Source organism: Glutamicibacter sp. ZJUTW (assembly GCF_008370855.1).
Classification (GTDB): Bacteria; Actinomycetota; Actinomycetes; order Actinomycetales; family Micrococcaceae; genus Glutamicibacter; species Glutamicibacter nicotianae.
On record NZ_CP043624.1, the window covers coordinates 2,936,727 to 2,958,092 of the forward strand.

19 protein-coding genes and 1 riboswitch are annotated in these 21,366 nt (G+C 62.2%); of the genes, 11 read left to right on the forward strand and 8 right to left on the reverse strand.

The features are described 5' to 3' along the window. Positions 1 to 83: 83 nt before the first annotated feature. The 3 genes from F0M17_RS13815 to F0M17_RS13825 are packed head-to-tail and all read left to right on the forward strand — an operon-like array spanning position 84 to position 2,783. Entirely contained in the window at positions 84 to 1,364 is a 1,281-nt protein-coding gene (locus F0M17_RS13815; RefSeq protein WP_149597335.1) for a glucarate dehydratase family protein, read from the forward strand. After that, positions 1,358 to 2,329, forward strand: coding sequence for a 2-hydroxyacid dehydrogenase (locus F0M17_RS13820; RefSeq protein WP_149597336.1), 972 nt, complete (start codon positions 1,358 to 1,360; stop codon positions 2,327 to 2,329). The genes F0M17_RS13815 and F0M17_RS13820 overlap by 7 nt, the downstream gene beginning before the upstream one ends. 10 nt (positions 2,330 to 2,339) lie before the next feature. Beyond that, positions 2,340 to 2,783 (forward strand): MarR family winged helix-turn-helix transcriptional regulator, encoded by a 444-nt coding sequence (locus F0M17_RS13825; protein WP_073707797.1) that lies wholly within the window; start codon positions 2,340 to 2,342, stop codon positions 2,781 to 2,783. 63 nt (positions 2,784 to 2,846) lie between these two features. Here F0M17_RS13825 and F0M17_RS13830 read toward each other — a convergent pair whose 3' ends face one another. Continuing rightward, positions 2,847 to 6,062, reverse strand: coding sequence for a DEAD/DEAH box helicase (locus F0M17_RS13830; RefSeq protein WP_149597337.1), 3,216 nt, complete (start codon positions 6,060 to 6,062; stop codon positions 2,847 to 2,849). 140 nt (positions 6,063 to 6,202) lie between these two features. Continuing rightward, positions 6,203 to 6,324, forward strand: a riboswitch (SAM riboswitch). A gap of 31 nt (positions 6,325 to 6,355) precedes the next feature. On the opposite strand from F0M17_RS13830, the gene F0M17_RS13835 reads away from it, so the two are divergent. Then, positions 6,356 to 6,901, forward strand: coding sequence for an OsmC family protein (locus F0M17_RS13835; protein ID WP_038993311.1), 546 nt, complete (start codon positions 6,356 to 6,358; stop codon positions 6,899 to 6,901). A 90-nt stretch (positions 6,902 to 6,991) separates the two neighbouring features. On the opposite strand, the gene F0M17_RS13840 is transcribed toward F0M17_RS13835, so the two are convergent. Next, entirely contained in the window at positions 6,992 to 7,699 is a 708-nt protein-coding gene (locus tag F0M17_RS13840; RefSeq protein WP_149597338.1) for a FadR/GntR family transcriptional regulator, read from the reverse strand. Between the two features lie 24 nt (positions 7,700 to 7,723). Next, positions 7,724 to 9,400 (reverse strand): L-lactate permease, encoded by a 1,677-nt coding sequence (locus F0M17_RS13845; protein ID WP_149597339.1) that lies wholly within the window; start codon positions 9,398 to 9,400, stop codon positions 7,724 to 7,726. 146 nt (positions 9,401 to 9,546) lie between these two features. Here F0M17_RS13845 and F0M17_RS13850 point away from each other — a divergent pair, with 146 nt between their 5' ends. Genes F0M17_RS13850 through F0M17_RS13860 form a run of 3 tightly spaced genes read left to right on the forward strand, consistent with a single transcriptional unit; the run spans position 9,547 to position 12,409 of the window. After that, positions 9,547 to 10,311, forward strand: coding sequence for a (Fe-S)-binding protein (locus tag F0M17_RS13850; RefSeq protein ID WP_073707794.1), 765 nt, complete (start codon positions 9,547 to 9,549; stop codon positions 10,309 to 10,311). 17 nt (positions 10,312 to 10,328) lie between these two features. Continuing rightward, on the forward strand, positions 10,329 to 11,780 hold the full coding sequence (locus tag F0M17_RS13855; RefSeq protein ID WP_149597762.1) for a LutB/LldF family L-lactate oxidation iron-sulfur protein: 1,452 nt from the start codon (positions 10,329 to 10,331) through the stop codon (positions 11,778 to 11,780). Next, on the forward strand, positions 11,777 to 12,409 hold the full coding sequence (locus F0M17_RS13860) for an LUD domain-containing protein (RefSeq protein ID WP_038993305.1): 633 nt from the start codon (positions 11,777 to 11,779) through the stop codon (positions 12,407 to 12,409). The genes F0M17_RS13855 and F0M17_RS13860 overlap by 4 nt, the downstream gene beginning before the upstream one ends. A gap of 93 nt (positions 12,410 to 12,502) precedes the next feature. Here the strand turns inward: F0M17_RS13860 and F0M17_RS13865 are convergent, their stop codons facing one another. Beyond that, a complete protein-coding gene (locus F0M17_RS13865) occupies positions 12,503 to 13,297 on the reverse strand; it encodes an IclR family transcriptional regulator (protein WP_149597340.1) in 795 nt (264 codons plus the stop codon). Positions 13,298 to 13,467: 170 nt separating this feature from the next. On the opposite strand from F0M17_RS13865, the gene F0M17_RS13870 reads away from it, so the two are divergent. From F0M17_RS13870 to F0M17_RS13880, 3 genes are all read left to right on the forward strand, one after another. Further along, complete coding sequence (locus F0M17_RS13870) at positions 13,468 to 15,381, forward strand: FAD-dependent monooxygenase (RefSeq protein ID WP_073707791.1); 1,914 nt, start codon at positions 13,468 to 13,470, stop codon at positions 15,379 to 15,381. A 162-nt stretch (positions 15,382 to 15,543) separates the two neighbouring features. Further along, the gene (locus F0M17_RS13875; RefSeq protein ID WP_233125396.1) at positions 15,544 to 16,662 is read left to right on the forward strand and encodes an MFS transporter; all 1,119 of its coding nucleotides are present in this window, start codon (positions 15,544 to 15,546) and stop codon (positions 16,660 to 16,662) included. 125 nt (positions 16,663 to 16,787) lie between these two features. After that, positions 16,788 to 17,231, forward strand: a complete 444-nt coding sequence (locus F0M17_RS13880) for a DUF4190 domain-containing protein (protein ID WP_141357255.1) — start codon at positions 16,788 to 16,790, stop codon at positions 17,229 to 17,231. A 111-nt stretch (positions 17,232 to 17,342) separates the two neighbouring features. On the opposite strand, the gene F0M17_RS13885 is transcribed toward F0M17_RS13880, so the two are convergent. After that, positions 17,343 to 17,891 (reverse strand): YceI family protein, encoded by a 549-nt coding sequence (locus F0M17_RS13885; RefSeq protein ID WP_073707789.1) that lies wholly within the window; start codon positions 17,889 to 17,891, stop codon positions 17,343 to 17,345. Positions 17,892 to 18,113: 222 nt separating this feature from the next. On the opposite strand from F0M17_RS13885, the gene F0M17_RS17490 reads away from it, so the two are divergent. Further along, positions 18,114 to 18,272 (forward strand): hypothetical protein, encoded by a 159-nt coding sequence (locus F0M17_RS17490; protein ID WP_158024707.1) that lies wholly within the window; start codon positions 18,114 to 18,116, stop codon positions 18,270 to 18,272. Between the two features lie 149 nt (positions 18,273 to 18,421). On the opposite strand, the gene F0M17_RS13890 is transcribed toward F0M17_RS17490, so the two are convergent. Genes F0M17_RS13890 through F0M17_RS13900 form a run of 3 tightly spaced genes read right to left on the reverse strand, consistent with a single transcriptional unit; the run spans position 18,422 to position 21,323 of the window. Then, positions 18,422 to 19,399, reverse strand: coding sequence for a glycine betaine ABC transporter substrate-binding protein (locus F0M17_RS13890; protein WP_038993303.1), 978 nt, complete (start codon positions 19,397 to 19,399; stop codon positions 18,422 to 18,424). Then, the gene (locus tag F0M17_RS13895) at positions 19,396 to 20,124 is read right to left on the reverse strand and encodes an ABC transporter permease (RefSeq protein WP_038993301.1); all 729 of its coding nucleotides are present in this window, start codon (positions 20,122 to 20,124) and stop codon (positions 19,396 to 19,398) included. The genes F0M17_RS13890 and F0M17_RS13895 overlap by 4 nt, the downstream gene beginning before the upstream one ends. Further along, a complete protein-coding gene (locus tag F0M17_RS13900) occupies positions 20,121 to 21,323 on the reverse strand; it encodes an ABC transporter ATP-binding protein (protein WP_052254082.1) in 1,203 nt (400 codons plus the stop codon). The genes F0M17_RS13895 and F0M17_RS13900 overlap by 4 nt, the downstream gene beginning before the upstream one ends. Positions 21,324 to 21,366 lie beyond the last annotated feature (43 nt).

The following is a 21,366-nucleotide window of genomic DNA, read 5'->3' on the forward strand; positions in this document are numbered from 1 at the left end:
TGGTTGCCAATTTTAGCTTGGACAGGTATCGATTCACTTTCTAGGGTGATTCTAAACGTCCCTTACCGACTGGAGCTACCCCCATGACGCAATCCCAATCCCACCGAATCGCCGATATCCAGATCACTCCTGTCGCCTTCGCCGATCCACCGCTGCTCAATTCCGTGGGAGTGCACGAACCGTATGCATTGCGCGCCATCGTGGTGCTGCACACCGAATCCGGCCACTACGGGCTGGGCGAGACCTATGGAGACAGCGCGCACCTGGCCCGGCTGGAACGCGCCGCCGGGTTCCTGCGCGGCACCGACGTGTTCAAGCTCAACCAGATCGCCGAGCTCGTGGAGGACTCGCTGCGCGGGGACCAGGGCCAGGGCGGGCACGGCACCGGCGGCATGGTCACCACCACCTCGCTGGCCGACCGGGTGCTTTCCGCCTTCAATGTCGCCGCACTGGATGCGCAGGGCAAGATCCTGGGACTGCCGGTGAGCACGCTGCTGGGCGGGGCGGTGCGCGAGCGCGTGGACTTCAGCGGCTACCTGTTCTACAAGTGGGACCGCCACCCGGGGCATGAGCCGGATGCCTGGGGCGAGGCGCTGGACCCCGAGGGCATCGTGCGCCAGGCACGCACCATGGTCGAACGCTACGGATTCAAGGCGCTGAAGCTCAAGGGCGGGGTCTTCCCGCCCGAGCAGGAGGCCGCCGCAATCGAAGCCTTGCACCAGGCCTTCCCCGGAACGCCGCTGCGTCTGGACCCCAACGGGGTGTGGAATGTGGCTACCGGGATCGAGGTGGGCCGGCGGCTGGACGGAGTGCTGGAATACCTGGAGGATCCGTGCCTGAGCGCGGAAGACAACGCCGCGGTGCGCCGGGCCATCCCGATGCCGTTGGCGACGAACATGTGCGTGGTTTCCTTCAATGACCTGCCCGGAGCGATCGAACGCAAAGCCATAGACATCGTCCTGTCAGACCACCACTTCTGGGGCGGACTCAGCCGTTCCGCGCTGCTCGCCGGCATCGCGCGCACCTTCGGCCTGAAGCTGTCCATGCATTCGAATTCGCATCTGGGCATCAGCTTTGCGGCGATGGTGCAGCTGGCTGCGGCGACCGAGAACATCGACTACGCCTGCGACACCCACTGGCCGTGGAAGCGCCCGGACGAGGATGTCATCCACCCCGGGGCGCTGGAACTGGCGGACGGCGCCGTCGCGGTGCCCGAGGCACCGGGCCTGGGGATCGAGCTTGACCCGGAGGGGTTGGCACGGCTGCACCAGCAATACCTGGACTGCGGGCTGCGCGAACGCGACGACACCGGCTACATGCGCCGCATCGACCCGACCTTCGAGCTGGCGAGCCCCCGATGGTAGCGCCGTTGCGGGTGGTCGTCACCGACCCCATCGTCGCCCGCTTCGAGCCGCTGTTCCGCAGCCTGTCCCCGCACCACGACTGGCACTTTGCCGCCTCGATGGCGCCGGCACCGCAACTGGAACTGATAGCCGAGGCCGACGTGCTGGTCTGCGCCCGGCTGAGTGCCGAGCAGGCCGCGGCTACCCGCGCCGGGCTGGTTCATGTCACCGGTTCCGGCACCGACCGGCTGGCACTCGACCGGCTCTCCTCCGGCACCACGGTGGCGCGCACCGCGCATCACGAACGGGCCATCGCCGAGCACATCCTGATGGTCATCCTGGCCGCGCAGCGCCGCCTGCTTGAGGTCACCGCGCAGTTGCGCGCTGGCAGCTGGCAGACCCTGGCCACCGATCCGCAAACGCCGCTGCACCGTACGCTCGCCGAGCTGACCATCGGCTTCGTGGGGCTCGGTGCCATCGGCACGCAGGCTCTTGAACTCTGCGGCAGCCTGGGTGCCCGCTGCGTCGCCGTGCGACGCACCGTCCCGGAGGAGCTCCCGCCCCGTGCGGCCTGGGTGGGCACCATGGATGCATTGCCACGCCTGCTGTCCGAGGCAGACGTGCTGGTGCTGTGCGTGCCGCTGACCGATGAGACCACCGGGCTGATCGGCAGCGAGCAACTAGCCGCACTGCGCCCCGGGGCAGTGCTGGTCAACGTCGCCCGTGGCCCGGTGCTGGACCTGGCTGCGTTGCACGAGGCGCTGGATTCGGGCCGCTTGGGTGCCGCGGCGCTGGATGTATGGTGGCAGGCTCCGGAGGGTATGCAGGCACCGGAGGACACCCGGCGCCTTGCCAACCATCCCCGAGTCATCGCTACCCCGCATTATTCAGGCCATTCGAACGACACCTTCACACGCCGGGTGCAGGAGATCTGTGCGAATATCGATGGCTACGCGAACTGCCTGCCCGTGCGAAACGCTGATTAGAATAGGAGATATGCAAGAAGAAGAATTGATGCAGACGGTCGAAGAAGAATTCACCGCCATCTTATTGCGTGCCCGCCAGATGCTGATCCGCCGTGCCAAGATCATCCACCCGGATCTGCAGGACCCAGGGTACCGCTTGCTTGCAGTGGTCATCCGTGACGAGGCCCAGCAGCAGGGATCGCTCGCAGAGAAGCTGCGCTTGGACAAGGCAACCATATCGCGCCTCGTGCAGCACCTTGAATCCTTGGACCTTGTCACCCGTACCCAGGATCCTTCCGATGGCCGGGCCCAGCTGGTTTCGGCAACAGATATAGCCAAGGAAAAATGGCGTTCGAGCGGCAACACGCTGCGTCAGGAACTGCGCCGCCAGCTCAAGGAATGGGAAGCATCCGAACTGAAGAACTTCGGAGATCTCCTGCACCGCCTCAACCACAGCTTTGACGAAATTCTCTAAACCGCTAGAGGAGCCGAAGCCTTTGGAAACCCTACAGTTTCCAAGGCTTCAGCTTTTTAAGCATCAATCCATCAGTGCCAAGAAATCATCGGCAGAAAGCGCGGCGCTCTGAGCCCCCTCGGCAGTGTCGCCCAAGACATCGTTGAACAGCTGCGTCTTCTTGGCCTGCAGCGCGAGCACCTTGGATTCGATGGTGTCCTTGGCTACCAAACGATACACATAGACGGGCCGGGTCTGCCCGATGCGATGGGCACGGTCAATCGCCTGTGCTTCGGCCTGGGGGTTCCACCACGGGTCAAGCAGGATGCAATAGTCCGCTGAGGTGAGGTTGATGCCGAATCCTCCGGACTTCAGCGAGATGAAGAAGACCGGGAAATCCCCCTCGCTGAAACCGTCAATCAGTTCCTTGCGCCGCGGTCCACTGGTGGAGCCGTCAAGGTAACCGTGCTCAATGCCCAATTCCTCGGCGACGTCGCGTGCCCTGGACAGGAAGCTGGTGAATTGGCTGAAGACCAGGATCTTGTGTCCCTCGGAAACCGCATCCCCCATGAGCTCGCGCAGCATTTCCAGCTTCGCGCTGGGCGCATTGCCTTCGCCCACCAGCGAGGGATCCAAAGCCAGCTGGCGCAGCAAGGTGAGCGACTGGAGAATCTGGAAGCGATTCGAATCGATATCGCCAACCAGGCCCAGCACTTCTTGCCGCACGCGCTGGAAGCGTCGGTCATAGGCTTTCCGGTGCCCTGGCTCCAGCTCGACTTCCAGGACCTGTTCAGTCTTTGCCGGCAGCTCGGGAACGACCTGTTCCTTGGTGCGGCGCAGCACGAATGGTCGCAGACGGTTCTTCAAGCGTTCCATCCGCTCTTGGTCCCCGTCGGCGATTGGCTTCTGGTAGTTGTCCTTGAAGGACTTCGCACCACCCAGCAGGCCAGGTGCGGCCAGCGAGACCAACGCCCACAGTTCCATGAGGTTGTTCTCCATGGGCGTGCCCGTGACCACGAATTTGCACGGCACCGGCAGCTGCCGGGCCTGCTTGTAGCCCTTGGACGCGTGGTTCTTCAGCTGCTGGGCCTCGTCCATGATCATCACGTTGAATCCAGCGGCCTCGAAATCCTCATAGGCCAAGCGGAAGATCGTATAGCTGGTCACCACCAGCTGCGCATCACCGATCTGCGCAGCCATATCCTGGCCGCTTTTCTTTGCGGTTGAGGTGATGCCGGTGACGCTCATCTGCGGGGCGAAACGCTGCGCCTCATTGATCCAGTTGCCCACCACCGAGGTAGGGGCAAGCACCAGGAATTTCTGGCTGGGATCTTCAATGCGCGCCTGTTCCAGGCAGGCCAGCAGCTGGACGGTTTTGCCCAGACCCATGTCGTCGGCGAGGACTCCGCCCAGGCCGTGGGTGCGCAAGAAGTCCAGCCAGGACAGGCCGTGGCTCTGGTAGGGGCGCAACTGCGCATTGAAGGTATCCGAGAGCTCAACAGGCTTCATCTCTTCGCCGCTTTGCAATGCCTTCATGGTCTGCAGCCACTGGTTGTGCTGGGCTTCGATAATTCCCAGATCCACCAGTTCCTGCCACCAGTCGATGCTCAACTTGTGGATGCGAATCGTATCGCCCTGCACCGTGCCCAGCTCCTCGGCTTCGGAGATCAGCTGGCGCAGCTGGGCAAAATCCGCACCATCAATCGGGATCACCGTCAGGTCATCGAGGATGAGGTATTCATCTTGCTTGGTCAGGGCTTCGAGCAGCAGCGCGAACGGCACTTTGATCTCGCCGAGGAGCACTTCCACGGACAGGTCGAACCAGTCCCCCGTGCTTTCACCCGCTTCGACGCTGACCGTCGCCGGGGCATCGCTGATCCGGTACTTCGGCAGCCGGTTCTGCTCCTCGATGATGACATCGGGATGCTCTTCCAGCAGCGGAAGTGCGTGGACCAGGAAGTCGATGGACTCAGAGGTGCTGAATTTCTTCGGAGGGAAGATTCCTGATGAGGTCAGTTGCCCCAGCGAACCCAGCTCGCCGAGCTTGTCCTGCACCGAAGCGGCAATTTCCTTTTCCACGGCATGCTGGCGAGGCCCCTTAGATGAGTACTCCCAGGAATAGCGCACGGTCAGCGGGGCTTGGATGCTTTCCAAGGACAGCTTGAGGCTGGGGCGCGCGGGAACCGGGATGCGGTAGCTGCCATCTTCGCTCTTCAGCGGCGCCATCACGCGCAATCGGTCCAGATGCTGGGTCTCGAAAAGCTCGATGGCTCCATCCGGAATGATGTGCGCACCGGATTCGATGAACGCCGCCAGTTCCTTCGTGACAGGTTCAGCGAACTGCGCCAATCCGAGTTCCTTGGCCTTCGGCAAGGGGCTGGAGGCGTAGGCCAGCAGGCTCGGTGGCGTACCGATCGGCAAGAGGTGGTGGTGCTCTTCGCGCGGCCCGCGCAGCTTGCCTTCCATGCGCAGGCCCTGTTCAGTGCGGCGCACATCCACGTGCGCCATGGCTGGTATCTCGCTGAATTCCACCGGGAGCTTGGCAGCGGAACCGCCGTTGACGATCTGCACTCCGGCGTCGCGCAGAGCCTCGAAGGCATCCAGCAGGTCCTGGCCAGGCAGATCCATCAGCGAGATCCAGTCCTTGGGATCCCACGAATGCCGGTAGGTGCTCTGTTCTACGTGTTCACGCAGCCGGTCCAGTTCAACGACCGCTCGGCGCTGCTTCTTGGAGAAGCGCTCATCGAAGGCGACGTTGCGCCAGCTGACTCCAGTCTGGACCCAAGGGCTCTTGGTGCCCCGGCGGGCCGGCCGCGCCTGCAAGGTCAGCGCGTCCGCGCCTCCGTAACGGGGTTCGCTGACCACTTTCAGGATCAATCCCAGCGGTTCCTCGTCAACCAGTTGCTCATCTGGAATTGCTGGAAGCAGACGGTCCAGGGTTCGTTCCCACTGCGGCTTGCTGTTGCGTTTCCATGCGAAAGGGTCCACCCCGGAGTCGGAGACGAAGAAGCCCTGGTCTTCTTCGGTGGTGACTTCAATGAGCAAGGCGGCGACATCCTCGCAGGATTGAACGCCCGGATGCTTGCTGCAGAAGCTGGTGAAGCTGATATTGCCGCGGTTGATTTGCAGCTCGGCCATCACCGATTCGCGCAGCACCATTGCGGAAATGCGGGAAAATCCCGGCTTCATGTCCCGGTGGACGATCTCCACTTTTCCGGAATCGCAGAGGAACTGGCCTAGGTTGTATTCGGATTCGGTCACCAAGGTCTGGGCCGCAGAAAGTGTCAGCTGGAATTCCATACTCGCCGTTCATTGTTCGTGCAGTGGGTGCCCGAGAGCTCGATTCCATCTTAGCGAGCAGCCAGACAAGTTGCCCGATGACGAAAAGTTACCCCTGCCCTTTACGCGCTGGCACGTCAGCCGATAGAAAAGAACCACAGAATCACGAGTTCCGCTCTTTGAGCCCTGGCTGAGTGGACGGCAACCCTCCTGCGTCATTGTGCGGGGTGCCCCAGGTGAAGATTCGACGCATCTTGAACGCCAAGGTGCGTAAGCGATGGCGCCCCTTGCGCCAGAAAGGGGATTAATTCCTCATGTCTAATGCAGCATCTACCCTGACCGTATCCGAAGACCGCGCACAGCGCCTGCAGGAAGCAGGCAAGGGCTGGGGCGAACGCATCTCGGCGGCCCCGCAAAGCGCCAAATTGACCTTTACCGTCGAGGGCGAGGGGTTCGATTCGGTAGCCAGCAACATTGTCTCCGGGAAGCACACTTTCCAGGTCGACGAACCAGCTGCCCTGGGCGGCAATGATGCCGCGGCAAGCCCGGTGGAATATGCGCTCGGCGCGCTGATCTCCTGCCAGGTTGTGGTCTACCGCTTGTACGCGCAAAACCTCGGCATCCAGGTGGACGAGGTGAAGATCCAGGCCAACGGCCACCTCGATGTTCGTGGCCTCTTTGGCATTGACAAGTCCATCCGCCCGGGCTTCTCGTCGGTGGAACTGGACATCCAGATCACCGGCCCCGAATCGGCCGAACGCTATGAAGAACTGCGCCAGGCAGTGGATGCCCACTGCCCGGTACTGGATCTGTTCGCCAACCCGGTACCGGTGACCACTGCGGTGAGCATCGCCAGCTAGCAGATGCGGCAATGGCGCCCCGGGGCCGGATCGGAAAATTTCCGAACCGTTATCCGGGGCGCCATGCGCATGCTGAAATCTTGCTTATCCCTACCGCGTCTGCGAGTAGAACCAGTTGATGTGCTCTTCGAGCAGCTGGGCTGCCCGTTCGCGCTGATTCGTCGCAAAGGCGTGGTGGATGGCCTTGTGCTGGCGGCGCAGCATGCGCACCACCGGTTGCCAGGCCTCGTCGCTGGGCACCGAGTCCGAGACATAGTCGCTGATCGAATTGCGCAGCGATTCCATCATGGATTCAACCACCGAATTGCCGGCCATGGAAGCAAGGAGCACATGAAACTCGGCGTCAATGCGGTGGAAAGCTTCGCGCGAAAGCTGCGGGTCGTCCATGCGCATGATCAGCACCGCGGTGCGGTCGATCACCTGCTGGGCGTAGACCGGGTCGCGGGGATTCATTTGCGCGGCCCAGGTTTCCAGCAGAATGCGCGACTCGACGATCTCGCGGACGTTGATGCCCTTGGCCGCCAAGTGCAGCCGCAAGGCCTGCGAAATGCCGGCCGAAGGGTTGGAGATGATCACCGCTCCGGAGTTGGGCCCGGAGCCGGTAGACGTCTTGATAATGCCCATCACATCAAGGATGCGGATGGCATCGCGGACCGAAGCCCGCGAAATCCCATGCCGCTCCGCGAGCGCACGCTCGCCGGGAAGCTGGTCGCCTACGGATAGCTTCTCTGTGCGCAGATCTTCTTCAATTGCCTGGAGAACGATCTGGTACGCACGCGGAGCTGGGTTCATTGACATCGGATCTATTTTAGCCGGTCAAGACTATGGCAGCATCCAGGACAGCACCGGGGTGGACTGCAGGTAAACCAAGCAGCACAGCACCAGCAGCATGCCTACGGACCAACCGGCGACCTTCTTCAGGATCACCGATTCCTGGCCTTCCATCTTCACCGAGGTGGCGGCGATGGCCAGGTTCTGCGGGGAGATCAGCTTGCCGACCACGCCGCCGGAGGTGTTGGCGGCAACCAGCAGGCTCGGATCGATGCCGGCATTGACGCCAGCGGTCTGCTGCAGCTTAGCGAACAGCGCGTTGGCCGAGGTGTCCGAGCCGGTCACTGCGGTGCCGATCCAGCCCAGGATTGGCGAGAGGAAGGCGAAGAACGCGCCGGTTCCCGCCAGCCAGGTGCCGATGGTGATGGTCTGGCCGGACAGGTTCATCACGTAGGCCAGGCCGAGGACCGACAGGATGGTCAGTGCCGCGAAGCGCATGTTGTAGATGGTCTTGCCGATTTCGGCAGCGCCTTCGGCGAAGGTCATCTTGTAGACGCCATTGCCGTCGTTCTTCGAGTAGACCAGGGCCACGATCAGGCCGGTGATCAGCAGCAGGGTGCCCGGGGAGGACAGCCACTGGAAGTTGTAGATGGTGGAGGTGACCGCTTCGCCTTCGGCGTTCAGGATCTTGCCGTCCAGGCCTGGCCAGCCGAACTTGATGTCGGTGCTTGCCAGCCATGCAGGAATGTCGACGCCCAGCTTCCACAGCTTGGCCACGCCGAAGATGACGATGACCAGCAGGTATGGGAACAGAGCCATCCAGGTGTTGCCTGCGTGCAGCTTGGTGTTGCCTTCGTGCGGAAGCGCAGCGGCTTCAGCGGTCAGTACGCGCTGGCGTGCTTCGTCGGCGCCCTTTGGAGTCCAGAAGCGAAGCAGGATTACTGCAGCGGCCAGGCCGATCAGCGAAGCGACGATATCGGTCAGCTCGTAAGAGAAGTAGGTGGAGCACAGCCACTGCGCGACACCGAAGGAAATGCCGATGGTCAGCGTTGCCGGCAGGGTCTGGCGCATGCCGCGCCAGCCATCGAGGATCAGCACCAGGATCGATGGGACAAACAGTGCCAGCAGCGGGGACTGGTGGCCAACGATGGCGCCGATGTCGGCAGCCGGGATGCCGGTCAGCGCGCCGGCGGTGGTAATCGGAATGGCCACGGCGCCGAAGGCTACCGGGGCGGTGTTGGCGATCAGCACGGCGCAGGCAGCGCGCAGCGGGGACAGACCCAGTGCCAGCAGCATGGTGGCGGTAATCGCCACCGGTGCGCCGAATCCGGCCAGCGCTTCAAGCAGGCCGCCGAAGCAGAAGGCGATCAGCACGGCCTGGATGCGCACGTCGCCGCCGCCGATGACGTCGAATACACGACGGAGATCTTCGAAGCGGCCGGACTTGACGGTGACCTGGTAGAGGAAGATCGCCATGACAACGATCCAGACGATCGGGAAGGCGCCGAAGACTATGCCCATCAGTCCGGAGTTCAGTGCCAATCCAACCGGCATGTTCCAGCCGAAGATCGCAACGATGATGGCAACGGCGAGCGAGCCGAGGCCGGCCCAGTGGGCCTTGACCTTGATCACCGCGAGGAGCACGAAGAAGGCTAGAAGCGGTATCAGCGCGACGAGCGCTGAGACAGCAATGCTCCCCGCAATTGGATCCGTGGTGGGTGTAAACACGGTGTGGGCGTCCTTACTCTAGATGGTCTGACCATATGTGGTCCGACCACCAAGAGTACAAGGTGAGAGCCATCACAACAAGTCTTGACTATCAAGAAGTGTGTGGAATAGTATGGTCTGACCACACTTTGAAAGAGTCATTTATTATGCGAATTGCTCTCTTTGCCACGTGCATTGTGGATGCTATGTATCCGGAAACCGCCAAGTCGACCGTGAAAATCCTGGAACGCTTGGGCCATGAAGTCATTTTCCCGAAGGCGCAAGCCTGCTGTGGGCAAATGCATATGAATTCCGGCTATATGCCTGAAGCGCTGCCCGTTGTCGAAAACCACATCAACGCCTTCGACACCGAAGACTATGACGTCGCGGTCGCCCCCTCGGGTTCCTGCGTCGCTTCGGTCAAGCACCAGCACCCCTATCTGGCCGAGCGCTTGGGCAAGCCCGAGCTGAAGGACCGCGCAGTTGCCGTCGGCAAGCGCACCTATGAGCTGAGCCAGTTGCTGGTGGATGTCCTGGGCATCACCAACGCGGCAGAGCAGCTGGGCAGCTACTTCCCGCAGACCATCACCTACCACCCTTCCTGCCACGGCATGCGTTCGCTGAAGCTCGGCGACCGCCAGCTGGATCTGCTCAAGACCGTTGGCGGCATCACCGTCAACGAGCTTCCGGAAGCCGACCAGTGCTGCGGCTTCGGCGGCACCTTCGCGATCAAGAACTCCGATGTTTCCTCGGCGATGCTCGAAGACAAGATGAAGAACATCTGTTCCACCGGCGCTTCGGCCTGCGCAGGCGGCGACGCCTCCTGCCTGATGCACATCGGCGGCGGCCTTTCGCGCACCGGAGCCAAGCCAAAGACCCTGCACCTGGCCGATATCCTGGCCAGCACCATGGAAGAGACGGTGTCACTGTGACCCAGGTATTCCTCGGCATGCCTGCCGGCGGACAGGGCAACCTGTTCGAGACCGAGCCATTCCCCAAGGCGGCGCACCGCGAACTGGGCAACACCCAGATGCGCAAGAACCTGCGCCACGCCACCCACACCATTCGCGACAAGCGGCTGAACGTCGTCGGCGAGCTCCCTGATTGGGAAGAGCTGCGCGACGCCGGCAGCGCCATCAAGAACCTGACGATGGCCAACCTCGAAGAGCGGCTGGAGGAGTTCGAGAAGAACTTCACCGCCCGCGGCGGCGTCGTCCACTGGGCCCGTGACGCGGCCGAAGCCAACAAGATCGTCACCGAGCTGGTCAAGGCCACCGGCTCGAATGAGGTAGTCAAGGTCAAGTCCATGGCCACCCAGGAAATCGGCCTGAACGAGCACCTGGAAACCGAGGGCATCGACGCGTACGAAACCGACCTCGCCGAGCTGATCGTCCAGCTGGGCAACGACAAGCCAAGCCACATCCTGGTTCCGGCCATCCACAAGAACCGCACCGAGGTGCGCGACATCTTCCTGAGCCAAATGCCGGTGGTGGATCCGAACCTGACCGATGAGCCGGCCAAGCTGGCCGAGGCCGCGCGCAAGCACCTGCGCAAGAAGTTCCTCGCCGCCAAGGTCGCCATATCCGGCGCGAACGTCGCGCTGGCCGACACCGGAACCCTGGGCGTCGTGGAATCCGAGGGCAACGGCCGAATGTGCTTGACCCTGCCGGAAACCCTGATCACCGTCATGGGCATCGAGAAAGTCCTCCCCCACTGGGAAGACATCGAGGTCTTCATGCAGCTGCTGCCGCGCTCCTCCACCGGCGAGCGCATGAACCCCTACACCTCGCTGTGGACCGGGGTCAGCGAAGACGACGGCCCGCAGAACGTGCACATCGTGCTGCTGGACAACGGCCGCACCCGGGCCCTGGCCGACCGTTTCGGCCGCACCGCACTGAACTGCATCCGCTGCTCGGCCTGCATGAACGTGTGCCCGGTCTACGAGCGCACCGGCGGCCACGCCTACGGCTCCACCTACCCGGGCCCGATCGGCGCGATCCTCTCCCCGCTGCTGACCGGCATCGAGGTCGAGGAGAACGGCTCCCTGCCGTACGCGTCCTCGCTGTGCGGCGCCTGCTACGACGCCTGCCCGGTGAAGATCAACATCCCTGAAATCCTCGTGCACCTGCGCGGCGACGATGTGGATGCCAACCGCGACAAGCACAAGATCCCTACCCAAATGGATCTGCTGATGAAGGGCGGCTCCTGGGCACTGGGCAAGGGCAAGAACATTGGCCTGCTCGAGAAAGCCCTGCCGCTGGGCCGGCTGGTGTCCGGCAAGGACAAGAAGATCAAGAAGCTTCCGGGCATCGCCGCAGGCTGGACCGCCAGCCGCGACATTCCAGCCCCGCCAAGCAAGTCCTTCCGCGACTGGTGGAGCGACGAAAAGGAGTCCAAGTGAGCGCAAAAGACGAAATCCTCGGGCGGATCCGCTCGGCGCTAGCCGATGCGCCCGTCGCGCCCGAAGTTCCACGCGAATACCGCAAGACCTCGGACATGGGCGAAGCCGAGCTCATCGAGCTGCTGGTCGACCGCCTGGTGGATTACAAGGCCGGAGTGGACGTCATCGACGCCGCGCAGATCCCGGAATTCGTGGCCGCCAAGCTGGCCGGCGCCTCCAGCGTCGTCTACCCGCACGGACTGGACACCAGTTGGCTCTCCGCGCTGGGCGAGAGCGTTGAGCAGCGCGTGGATGCCCCGGGCGCACGCCTGGGCATCGCCGAGCTGGATGAAACCAGCGCCGTGGTCACTTCCTCGGCAGTGTCGGTTGCCGAATCGGGCACCATCATCCTTGATGGCGAGCCGAACCAGGGACGCCGCGCGATCTCGCTGGTGCCAGATCACCATGTGTGCATCGTGCCGGTTTCCTCGATCGTGCGCCTGCTTCCGGAAGCCATGCCTCGGCTGACGATCACCCGTCCGCAGACCTGGATCTCCGGTCCGTCGGCCACCAGTGATATCGAGCTGGAACGCGTCGAAGGCGTACACGGCCCGCGTACGCTGGACGTCCTGATGGTCCGCGGCCTCTAAGGCCAGCTCACCAAGCTATCGCGGCCGGTTCCCCTCCTAAACCTCCAGGGAACCGGCCGCGAGTTTTTAATGCCTTCCAGCTGCCATTGCCGGTTACTGCCCGGCAATGAAATCTTCCAAGCTGGCTTCAATGCGCTCACGCGCCGCGAAGACCGCCGAGGGCAGCCCAGCCTCGAACATCTGGCGGAAGCGCACCGGCGGGATGGAAACGCTCAGTCCCGCGACCACCTCGCCGGCCCCGTCCCGCATGGCCACGCCCAATGCGTTGGCGCCGACTTCGGTCTCTTCCAAGTTCACGGCAAAGCCCCGCCGGTTGGCCGTAATAAGCTCCTGCTCGAAACCGGCAAACCAGGACTGCGGGAAGTCGGTGCCGTTGATCCTCGATTCGAGAAGGTACAGGTCCTTGACCGCTGGGAGACCCAGTTGGGCGAGCATTGCCTTCCCAGCCGAGGCGGAATGCGCCGGCATCACCTCGCCTTGCCGGTCCCCCACGCGCACGGCGCGCGAGCCTTGTACGGTGGCCAGGAAGCGCACTTGCGTGCCCGCGCGGACCATCAGGTTCACGGTCTCGTCCAGCTCATCGCTCAGTGCCTGCAGGTGCGGATGCACGCGGCGACGCAGCTCTGCCGTCCAGCTCATTCCCGCCGGAGCCACACCCAAGGCCGGGCCGGGAATGTATCGATGAGCGGCATCCTGGTCGGCAAAACCGCGGTACACCAGCATGGCCAGCAGCCGGTGGGCCGTGGAGCGCGAGATGCCCAATTCCAGCGCCGCATCACTCAGGCGCAGGGTGCCGAAATCGCGCAGCAACTCAAGCAGGGCCAAGGCATTATCCACCGAGGCAATGGGATAGGACGGCCGCTTCCGGCGGTATCTCTTGAACTGCATGCTCCGAGCTTACGCGCTGCATGCGGCCCGCTCCGAAGTGCGCCGCATGGCCCAGGATTCTGCTCTGCAGAACAACATGGCCTGAGATCGCGGGAAAGCAATAGCCTCAAGGCAATCCTTTTACCTTTCCACAGCGGCATCACGGCGCTGTCAACCTGCAAAGGCCGAACATGCAGTACTACCTCAATGGCTTCCGCACCGGAAGCCCCGATATCCAGCCAGCGCAGCGCGAGCACGACCCGGAGGTACTCCCCACTCAGGTTGATGTGCTCATCGCGGGAACCGGTCCGGCCGGGGCCATCTTGACTGCGCAGCTCGCCGAGTTCGGCGACCTGCACACCCTGGTCATCGAGAAGAATGGCGAACCGCTCCTGATGGGCCACGCCGATGGCGTCGCCTGCCGCACGGTGGAAATGTTCAACGCCTTCGGCCTGGCAGACCGCCTGCTGCGCGAAGGCTACAGCGTGAACGAGACCGTCTTCTGGGGCCCTGATGCCAAAGACCGTTCGCAGATCACGCGCAATAGCCGGGTCAAGGACGTTGCCGAAGGCCTGAGCGAATACCCGCACCTGATCGTGAACCAGGCCCGCCTCCAGGATTTCCTCTTCGACAAGGCCTCCAAGAGCCCAAGCCGTACAGCTCCCTACTATGGAGTAGAGCTGATCTCCGTGGAAAACACCAATGACGGGGACTATCCTGTGGCGGCCACCGTCCGGCGCAACGGCGAAGAGCAGCAGATCCAGGCCAAGTACGTGGTGGGCACCGATGGTGCCCGGTCCGCTGTGCGCCGGTCCCTGGGCATCAAGCTCGAAGGCGATGCCCGCAACCATGCGTGGGGCGTCATGGATATTCTGGCCACCACCGACTTCCCGGACATCCGCTTCAAGGCAGCCATCCAGTCCGCCGATGGCGGCAACATCCTGTTGATCCCACGCGAGGGCGGATACATGGTCCGCATGTACGTGGACATGGGAGACCTGGACCCAGAAGACCGCGAGGCGCGCAGCCGCTTCACCTCGGACCAGCTGATTGCCACCGCGCAGCGGATCATCCACCCCTACTCGCTGGACGTGAAGGAAATCGCATGGTGGTCAGTCTATGAAGTCGGCCAGCGCGTGGCCGCCCGTTTCGATGACCTGGATGCCAATGCGGCCCCTGATGCGTCACCGCGCATTTTCATCGCCGGGGATGCCTGCCACACCCACTCGGCCAAGGCCGGCCAGGGCATGAATGTTTCCATGCAGGACACTTTCAATCTCGGCTGGAAACTGGCAGCCGTGCTGCAGGGCCGCGCCCACAGCTCGCTGCTGCGCACCTACTCCGAAGAACGCCAGGCCATCGCCCGGGAACTGATCTTTTTCGACACCCGCTGGTCCAAGACCATGTCGACCGCGCCCAAGGATCCCGGCAAGCCCGAAGCAGGCGGGCTGGATCCAAACCAGGTCCAGGAGCAATTCCAGTGCGGTGGCCAGTTCACCGCGGGCTTCGGCACCCGCTACACGCCCTCCCTGCTCACTGGCGGCACCGAGCACCAGCATCTGGCTGCCGGCTTCCCCGTCGGCGAGCGCTTCCACTCTTCGGATGTCACGCGCATTGCCGATGCGCAGCGCATCGGTTTGGGCCACACCGCCCAGGCAGATGGACGGTGGCGCCTGTACGCATTCGCGGACCGCGATGCCCAAGGTGCTTCGCCGAAGTATGATGCCTTGATCCAGTTCCTGGTCGAGGATCCGGACTCGCCGCTGCGGCGCTTCACGCCTGCAGGCGCTGATGTCGACGCGGTGTTCGACTTGCGCGGCGTGCACCAGGGTTCGCACACGGAGACCACCGTTGCGGATCTGCCGGCGCTGCTGGTTCCGGCCAAGGGCAAGTACGGCCTGCGCGACTATGAAAAGGCCTTTGCCTCGAAACTGGTTGATGGCGGGGAGGAAATCTACGAGGTTCGCGGCATCGACCGCGTTGCGGGGGCGCTGGTGGTCGTTCGCCCGGACCAGTACGTGTCCATGGTGCTCCCATTGGATGGCACCTCGGCTCTGACGGAGTTCTTCGCCCGATTCATGGCCGGAACCGTGGTGACTGCCTGACTTGCAGCTCGTCTTGTGCCCTGCACCACTGTCATGAATGGCAGTTGTGCAGGGCGCACTCTGCTTACATGGGTAGGTAAGCAGAAGAAATAGAAGCGAAAGGCCGGAATGCGGCAAGATCAGGACCTCCAGTCTCGGGCACATGGCGTTCCCGATTCTGCTTTGCGCTTCATAGGCTTCCTCTCCTTCTTCGACCGCTATGGCACCCCGCCGATGCTGGTCGCTTTGTCGGTCGGCACCTCGCTCAGCTTCGCGCAAGCGGTCCAACTGGTAGCGTCCTATGCCTTGTTCTATGCCATTGGCCAGCCGATCTGGGGCATGCTCAGTGACCGCTTCGGGCGCTTGGCGGTGTTGCGTGCTGCGCTCATCGGAGCCGCGCTGGCCGCAATCGCAAGCATCCTGTTCACCAACTACCTGCCGCTGCTCATTGCCCGCTCCATCTCCGGACTCATGTTCGGAGCGCTGTACCCGACCCTTTTGACGCTGTTGGGCGATACCCGCACCGGTGTAGAACGCGCCCGGGGCCTTTCCGATCTGCAGGTCTATTCCTCGCTGGGCACGACCTTGGCGACGTTGGCTTCGGGAGCATTGGCGTCCTATGCCAATTGGCGGCTGGTGTTCTTCTTGCCTGCACTCGGTTGCATTGCTGCCCTGTATTCCCTGCGGAAGTCCGCGGAGCCGGAGCGTTCCCGGTCCGGGTTCAATTTCCGTGCCGCGTTGCGTCCAATGAATTTGGCCCTCTACGGCATCGTCTTCCTCGAAGGCGGCCTGCTGATGGGCTTGCTGACCTATATCGTCCCGGCCTTGCAGGAATCAGGTGTCTCCATCGGCCTGGCCGGAGCGCTGGGCTGCGCTTTCGCTGTGGGAGTCATCTTGGGCGCGCGCTTGATGCGCCGATTGGTGGCACGTTTCAGCCGAACGTGGCTTATCGGCGCTGGCGGACTGGTGCTTTGCGCGGCGTTCCTCCCCTCAGCATTCGCACCATACCCTGCCTCGTACACCGTCACGGCATTCCTGCTGGGCGCCACGAATGCCATCATGCACTCGTCCATGCAGGGCTGGGCAACCGATATCTCGCCAGACGCGAGGGCCACCACCGTTTCGCTCTTCGTCTTTGCCCTGTTTGCCGGAGCTTCTGCGGCGACCTACCTCACCGCGGATCTGGCGCAGCATGGCGGCTACGGCCAGATCTTCGGCTTCGGGTTGGCATTCAGCCTGCTGCTCGTGGCGTTGGCCACCGGCACCCATGCGCTCTGGCGCCGAAAGCATCCTGCAAGCTAGGCATCCTGGCAGGTTCGAGCCTTCATTTCGTTGCGGAAAGTTCCTATTGCTCAGGCGCTTTGGCCATCTGCATGAGAGAATCTTGAACTAGGCGCATGAGCTTCACGAACGGAAAGCAGGTTGTCATGACCAGTCCAAGCGAAGAACCGAGAAACCCTTATTCTTCGGGACAGCAGGGGCAGAACCAGCAGTACCAGCAACCTGGCTACTACGAGCTCAATGGGGTGCCTCAGCAGCCGTACTACAACCAGCAGGCTCACGGCCAGCCGGGCCCATATCCCCCGGGCAACTTCGGCTATCCGCCTGCAGCCCATTTCGAAGGCGCCCAGTTGGCGCAGACTTCGATGATTCTTGGCATCTTGTCCCTTTTCGTTGCAGGCGTGATTCTTGGGCCGATTGCTATTTCCAAAGCCAACAAAGCCGAGAGGGAATTCAACACGGCAGCCACGGTCGGCAAGGTGACCGGCTGGATCGGCACCATTTTCGGCATCCTTTGGGTTGCGTATTTCGCTTTCATGTTCCTCGGCTTGCTCGCCTTTTCCATGGAACCTTCATTCAGCGAGTTCTAGGCACCTCGCAATTACGCTCTTAACGGCAAAGCCCCGTCTCACTTTCGTGAGCCGGGGCTTTCCGGTATCGGCCCTTACGCCGTCATCCCCATGACGGCTTTCGGGAAACTATTACTCTGCGGTTGGCAGTACGAACGAAGCGTCGATTTCGATCTTGACCTTGTCGCTGACCAGAACGCCACCGGCTTCCAGTGCTGCGTTCCAGGTGATGCCGAATTCCTTGCGGGAAATGGTGGTCGATGCGAAGAAGCCAACGCGGGTTGCACCGAAGGCGTCAACAGCTTCGCCTCCGAGCTCAGCTTCGAATTCAACTTCCTTGCTCACGCCGCGGATGGTCAGGTCGCCAACGAGAACAAACTCTCCGGCGTCGCCCTTGACTGCGGTGGACTTGAAGGTCATGGTTGGGAACTGCTCAGCGTTGAAGAAGTCCTCGCCCTTCAGGTGAGCGTCGCGGTTGGCATCCTTGGTGTTGACCGATGCGATCTGGACGGTTGCCTCAACCGAAGAGTCGGCCAGGGTCTTGCCGGTGGTCAGGGTTGCATCGAACTCGGTGAAGCTGCCGCGCACCTTGGAGATGCCTGCGTGGCGAACCGAGAAGCCGATCTCGGAGTGCGATGCGTCGAGGTTCCAGGTTCCGGTGGTCAGTGCAGTTGCAGTCATGTCTACATCCTTTCGTCGGGCCGCCAAGTAGTTGACGCCTCAATTTGTTTTGCTGGTACCAGTATGACACTAATGAAGTTGAAGCGTCAACCACTTTTCGCAAGAAAAGTTCAAACCGGATCGTCGCAAGGTTCATTTTTTGAATCTGACTAGGAAAGTTTCCGATGAAATTATTTTTCAATCACCCCTTTACTCCTGCACGTTCATAGCTAGACTGAGGCCATGAACGCAAATAACCCAGACCCCAATCATGTCCAAGAGGAAGCCGAGCTATCTGCAGAGCTAGAGGAAATTTGGCAGGAAGAATCCATCACTACCGCTGCCAGCACCGAAATCGCCGATGAAGTCGACGGCGAGCTCGGCACCCGTGATCAGCCGTAGGCAGAGGGCATCCACCTATCTCCATCCCGCAAGCAAAACCATCGGAGCGGAACTAATCCCCAGTGAATCCTCGGCAACATTAAACTGGATCCCCGGCATCGAGATGCCGGGGATCCAGTATTTATTGCCTGCAATTTGAGTTGCCGGGATCAGGGTTCGGAGACCAGGCCCTCTCCAACCATCCATTCGAAGGCAACATCGGCTGGTTCACGTCCAACGACATCGACCTGGTAATTCAGCTCCATCAAGACCTGATCGGTCAGCAATGGAGCGATCTGGTCCATGATCTGCTGGATCTCCGGGTGCTCGTCAAGGAATTCTCCGTTGAAAGCCGGGGCAGCGTTGTAGCTCGGGAAATACTTCCGGTCATCTTCCAGGACGGTCAGGTTCAACGCCTTGATGCGTCCGTCAGTGGTGAAGACTTCGCCGAAGTTGCACGCGCCATTAGCGGTCGCCTGGTAGATGGCACCAACATCGTACAAACCGATATTGTCCTCGCTCACCTCAGAGCCGCGGTCGATGCCGTAATGCTCCAGCATCGGTGTCAGACCGTCGCGACGGGAGTTGAATTCCGGGTCGACGCAGAACGTCAGTTCGTCGGGATCCAGCTTCTGCAGCTCGGAAAGCTTGGTAATCCCCAGCCGCTTGGTCGTTTCCTCGTTCATCGCCAACGCATAGGTGTTATTCAACGGAGCCGGGTTCCCCCAGACGATTCCGTTGGCAACATCCTCATCATGCACCGCCTGCCACTGCTCCTCCTCGCCCACGACAGGCTTCTCATGGCCCAAGTACGTCAGCCAGGCGGTACCGGTGTACTCCCAGAGCACGCTCGCGTCGCCGGAAAGCAGCAGCTGGCGCGCCGGCTGGGACCCGGGAACATTGGTCAGGTCGGTGACATCATACCCAGCGGCTTCGAGTGCGATCACGGTGATCTTGCCCAGCAGCAGCTGCTCGGTAAACGCCTTGGATGTCACGGTCACGGACGTGCTTGCAGCATTGTCGACCAGCGGCTTGATCTCGGCCGGGCCGGCTGGGGGCACAGTGCCGGTCGAGGGGCTCAGCCCGCAGCCGGTCAGTCCGATCAGCGCGGCCATGGACAGGACAGCGAATTTCAGTTTGCGGTTCACGAAAGTCCTCTCGGTCGGGCCACCTGTTCGACGACGCGGCCAAGCCAGTCAACCGTCAAGGCCAGCAAGGCCACGAGCAACGAACCGGCGATCAGCACCACATTCAGATTCAGGTTCACACCCGTGGTGATCAGGATGCCCAGCCCGCCGCCGTTGATGAAGGTGGCCAGCGTCGCGGTGCCGACCAGCAGCACCAGTGCGGTGCGGATGCCCGAAAGCATCACCGGGACGGCCAACGGCAGTTCAACCTTGAACAGCACCGCCATCTGGCTCATGCCGATTCCCCGTCCGGCTTCCACCAGACGCGCATCAACTTGCTGCAGGCCGACAATGGTGTTGGAGAGCACCGGGAGGATCGCGTAGATCACCAGCGAGATGATTGCGGTTTTCGGGCCGAATCCCAGCCAGAACGCCAAGAGCACGATAACGCCGATGGCGGGTGCCGCCTGGCCGAAATTGGCTATGGCGCGTACCGCCGGGGCGGCCTTGCGCAGTCCCGGACGGGTCAGCAGCACGCCCAGCGGGATGGCGATCAGCAGGACGATGACCGCCGCGATGACCGTGATCTTCAGGTGGTCGAGGGTATAGCCCCAAATTGTTGCCGGATCCAGCGTTTGCCGTTCGGTCTCGGTCAGATCGGCTGTCACCAGCCAACCCATCAGGATGGCAAAAGCAGCTGCGATTCCGGCGATTTGCCAAATCAAGCTGCGGGTTTCGGATCTCATGCCGATTCACCACCCTGCCCGGCGGCGGCACCGTCGATGTCCACGACATTGATGGCACCGGAATTCAGGCCCACCGGAGCTTCATGGTCAGCATCCTCGGCATTGTTGGCGGCGGCGATCGCCTCCATGACGGTCTGCACGGTAATGACACCGGTGAGCACATCACGGCGCCCGGTCACCAGGGCCGACTCGGAACTGGCCACCAGCATGGTGTCCAATGCGTCATTCAAGGTTGCCTGCTCGCCGACTACCGGCATGTTTTCGTCGTAGGTCCCCTCGATGATCTGGGCACGCGACAGCTGCCTGCGGTCCAGCCGGCGCAGCGGACGTCCGCGTGAATCAAGCACCACAGCGTATTTGCGTCCGGCACCCTGCAGCTGCGAGAGCACATCCGAAGCGTTCTTGCCCGGGGTGGTGGTCAGCGCGTCTTCCAGCTCCACTTCGTTCACCCGCGTCAGGGTCAGCTGCTTGAGGCCCGCACCCGAGCCAATGAAGTTCTCCACGAACTCGCTGGCCGGATTGGCCAGGATCCGTTCCGGGGAATCGTATTGCTCCAGTTGCGCGCCTTCGTTGAAGATCGCTATCCAGTCGCCGAGCTTCACCGCTTCATCGAAGTCGTGGGTCACGCACACGATGGTCTTCTGGACCTCGGACTGGATATTGAGCAGCTCATCCTGCAGGCGCTGGCGGGTAATCGGGTCGACCGCACCAAATGGCTCATCCATCAGCAACACCGGAGGATCCGCTGCCAGCGCACGGGCCACGCCCACGCGCTGCTGCTGGCCGCCTGAGAGTTCCTTGGGGAAACGGTTCCGGTACAGGTCCGGGTCCAGCGAGACCAGCTCCAGCAGCTCGTCCACGCGGGCGGCAATCTTCTCCTTGGGCCAGCCCAGCATCTTCGGCACCATGGCGATATTTGCGGCCACGGTCATGTGCGGGAACAGGCCGCCGGCCTGGATCACGTAGCCGATGCGGCGGCGCAATTCGTCGCCGTTCATGCTGGTGACATCTTCGCCGTCAATGACAATCTTGCCGCTGGTCGGCTCGATCAGCCGGTTGATCATCTTCAGCGTGGTCGTCTTGCCGCAGCCGGATGGCCCGACGAACATCACGATGGATCCTGCGGGGATCTCGAGGGTCAGGCCGCCGACGGCCGACTTCTTCTGCCCCGGATACGTCTTGGTTACTTCTTCGAGCATGATCGAAGCGCCGGTGACATTCTGGGCCACGGCGTTTTCGGAA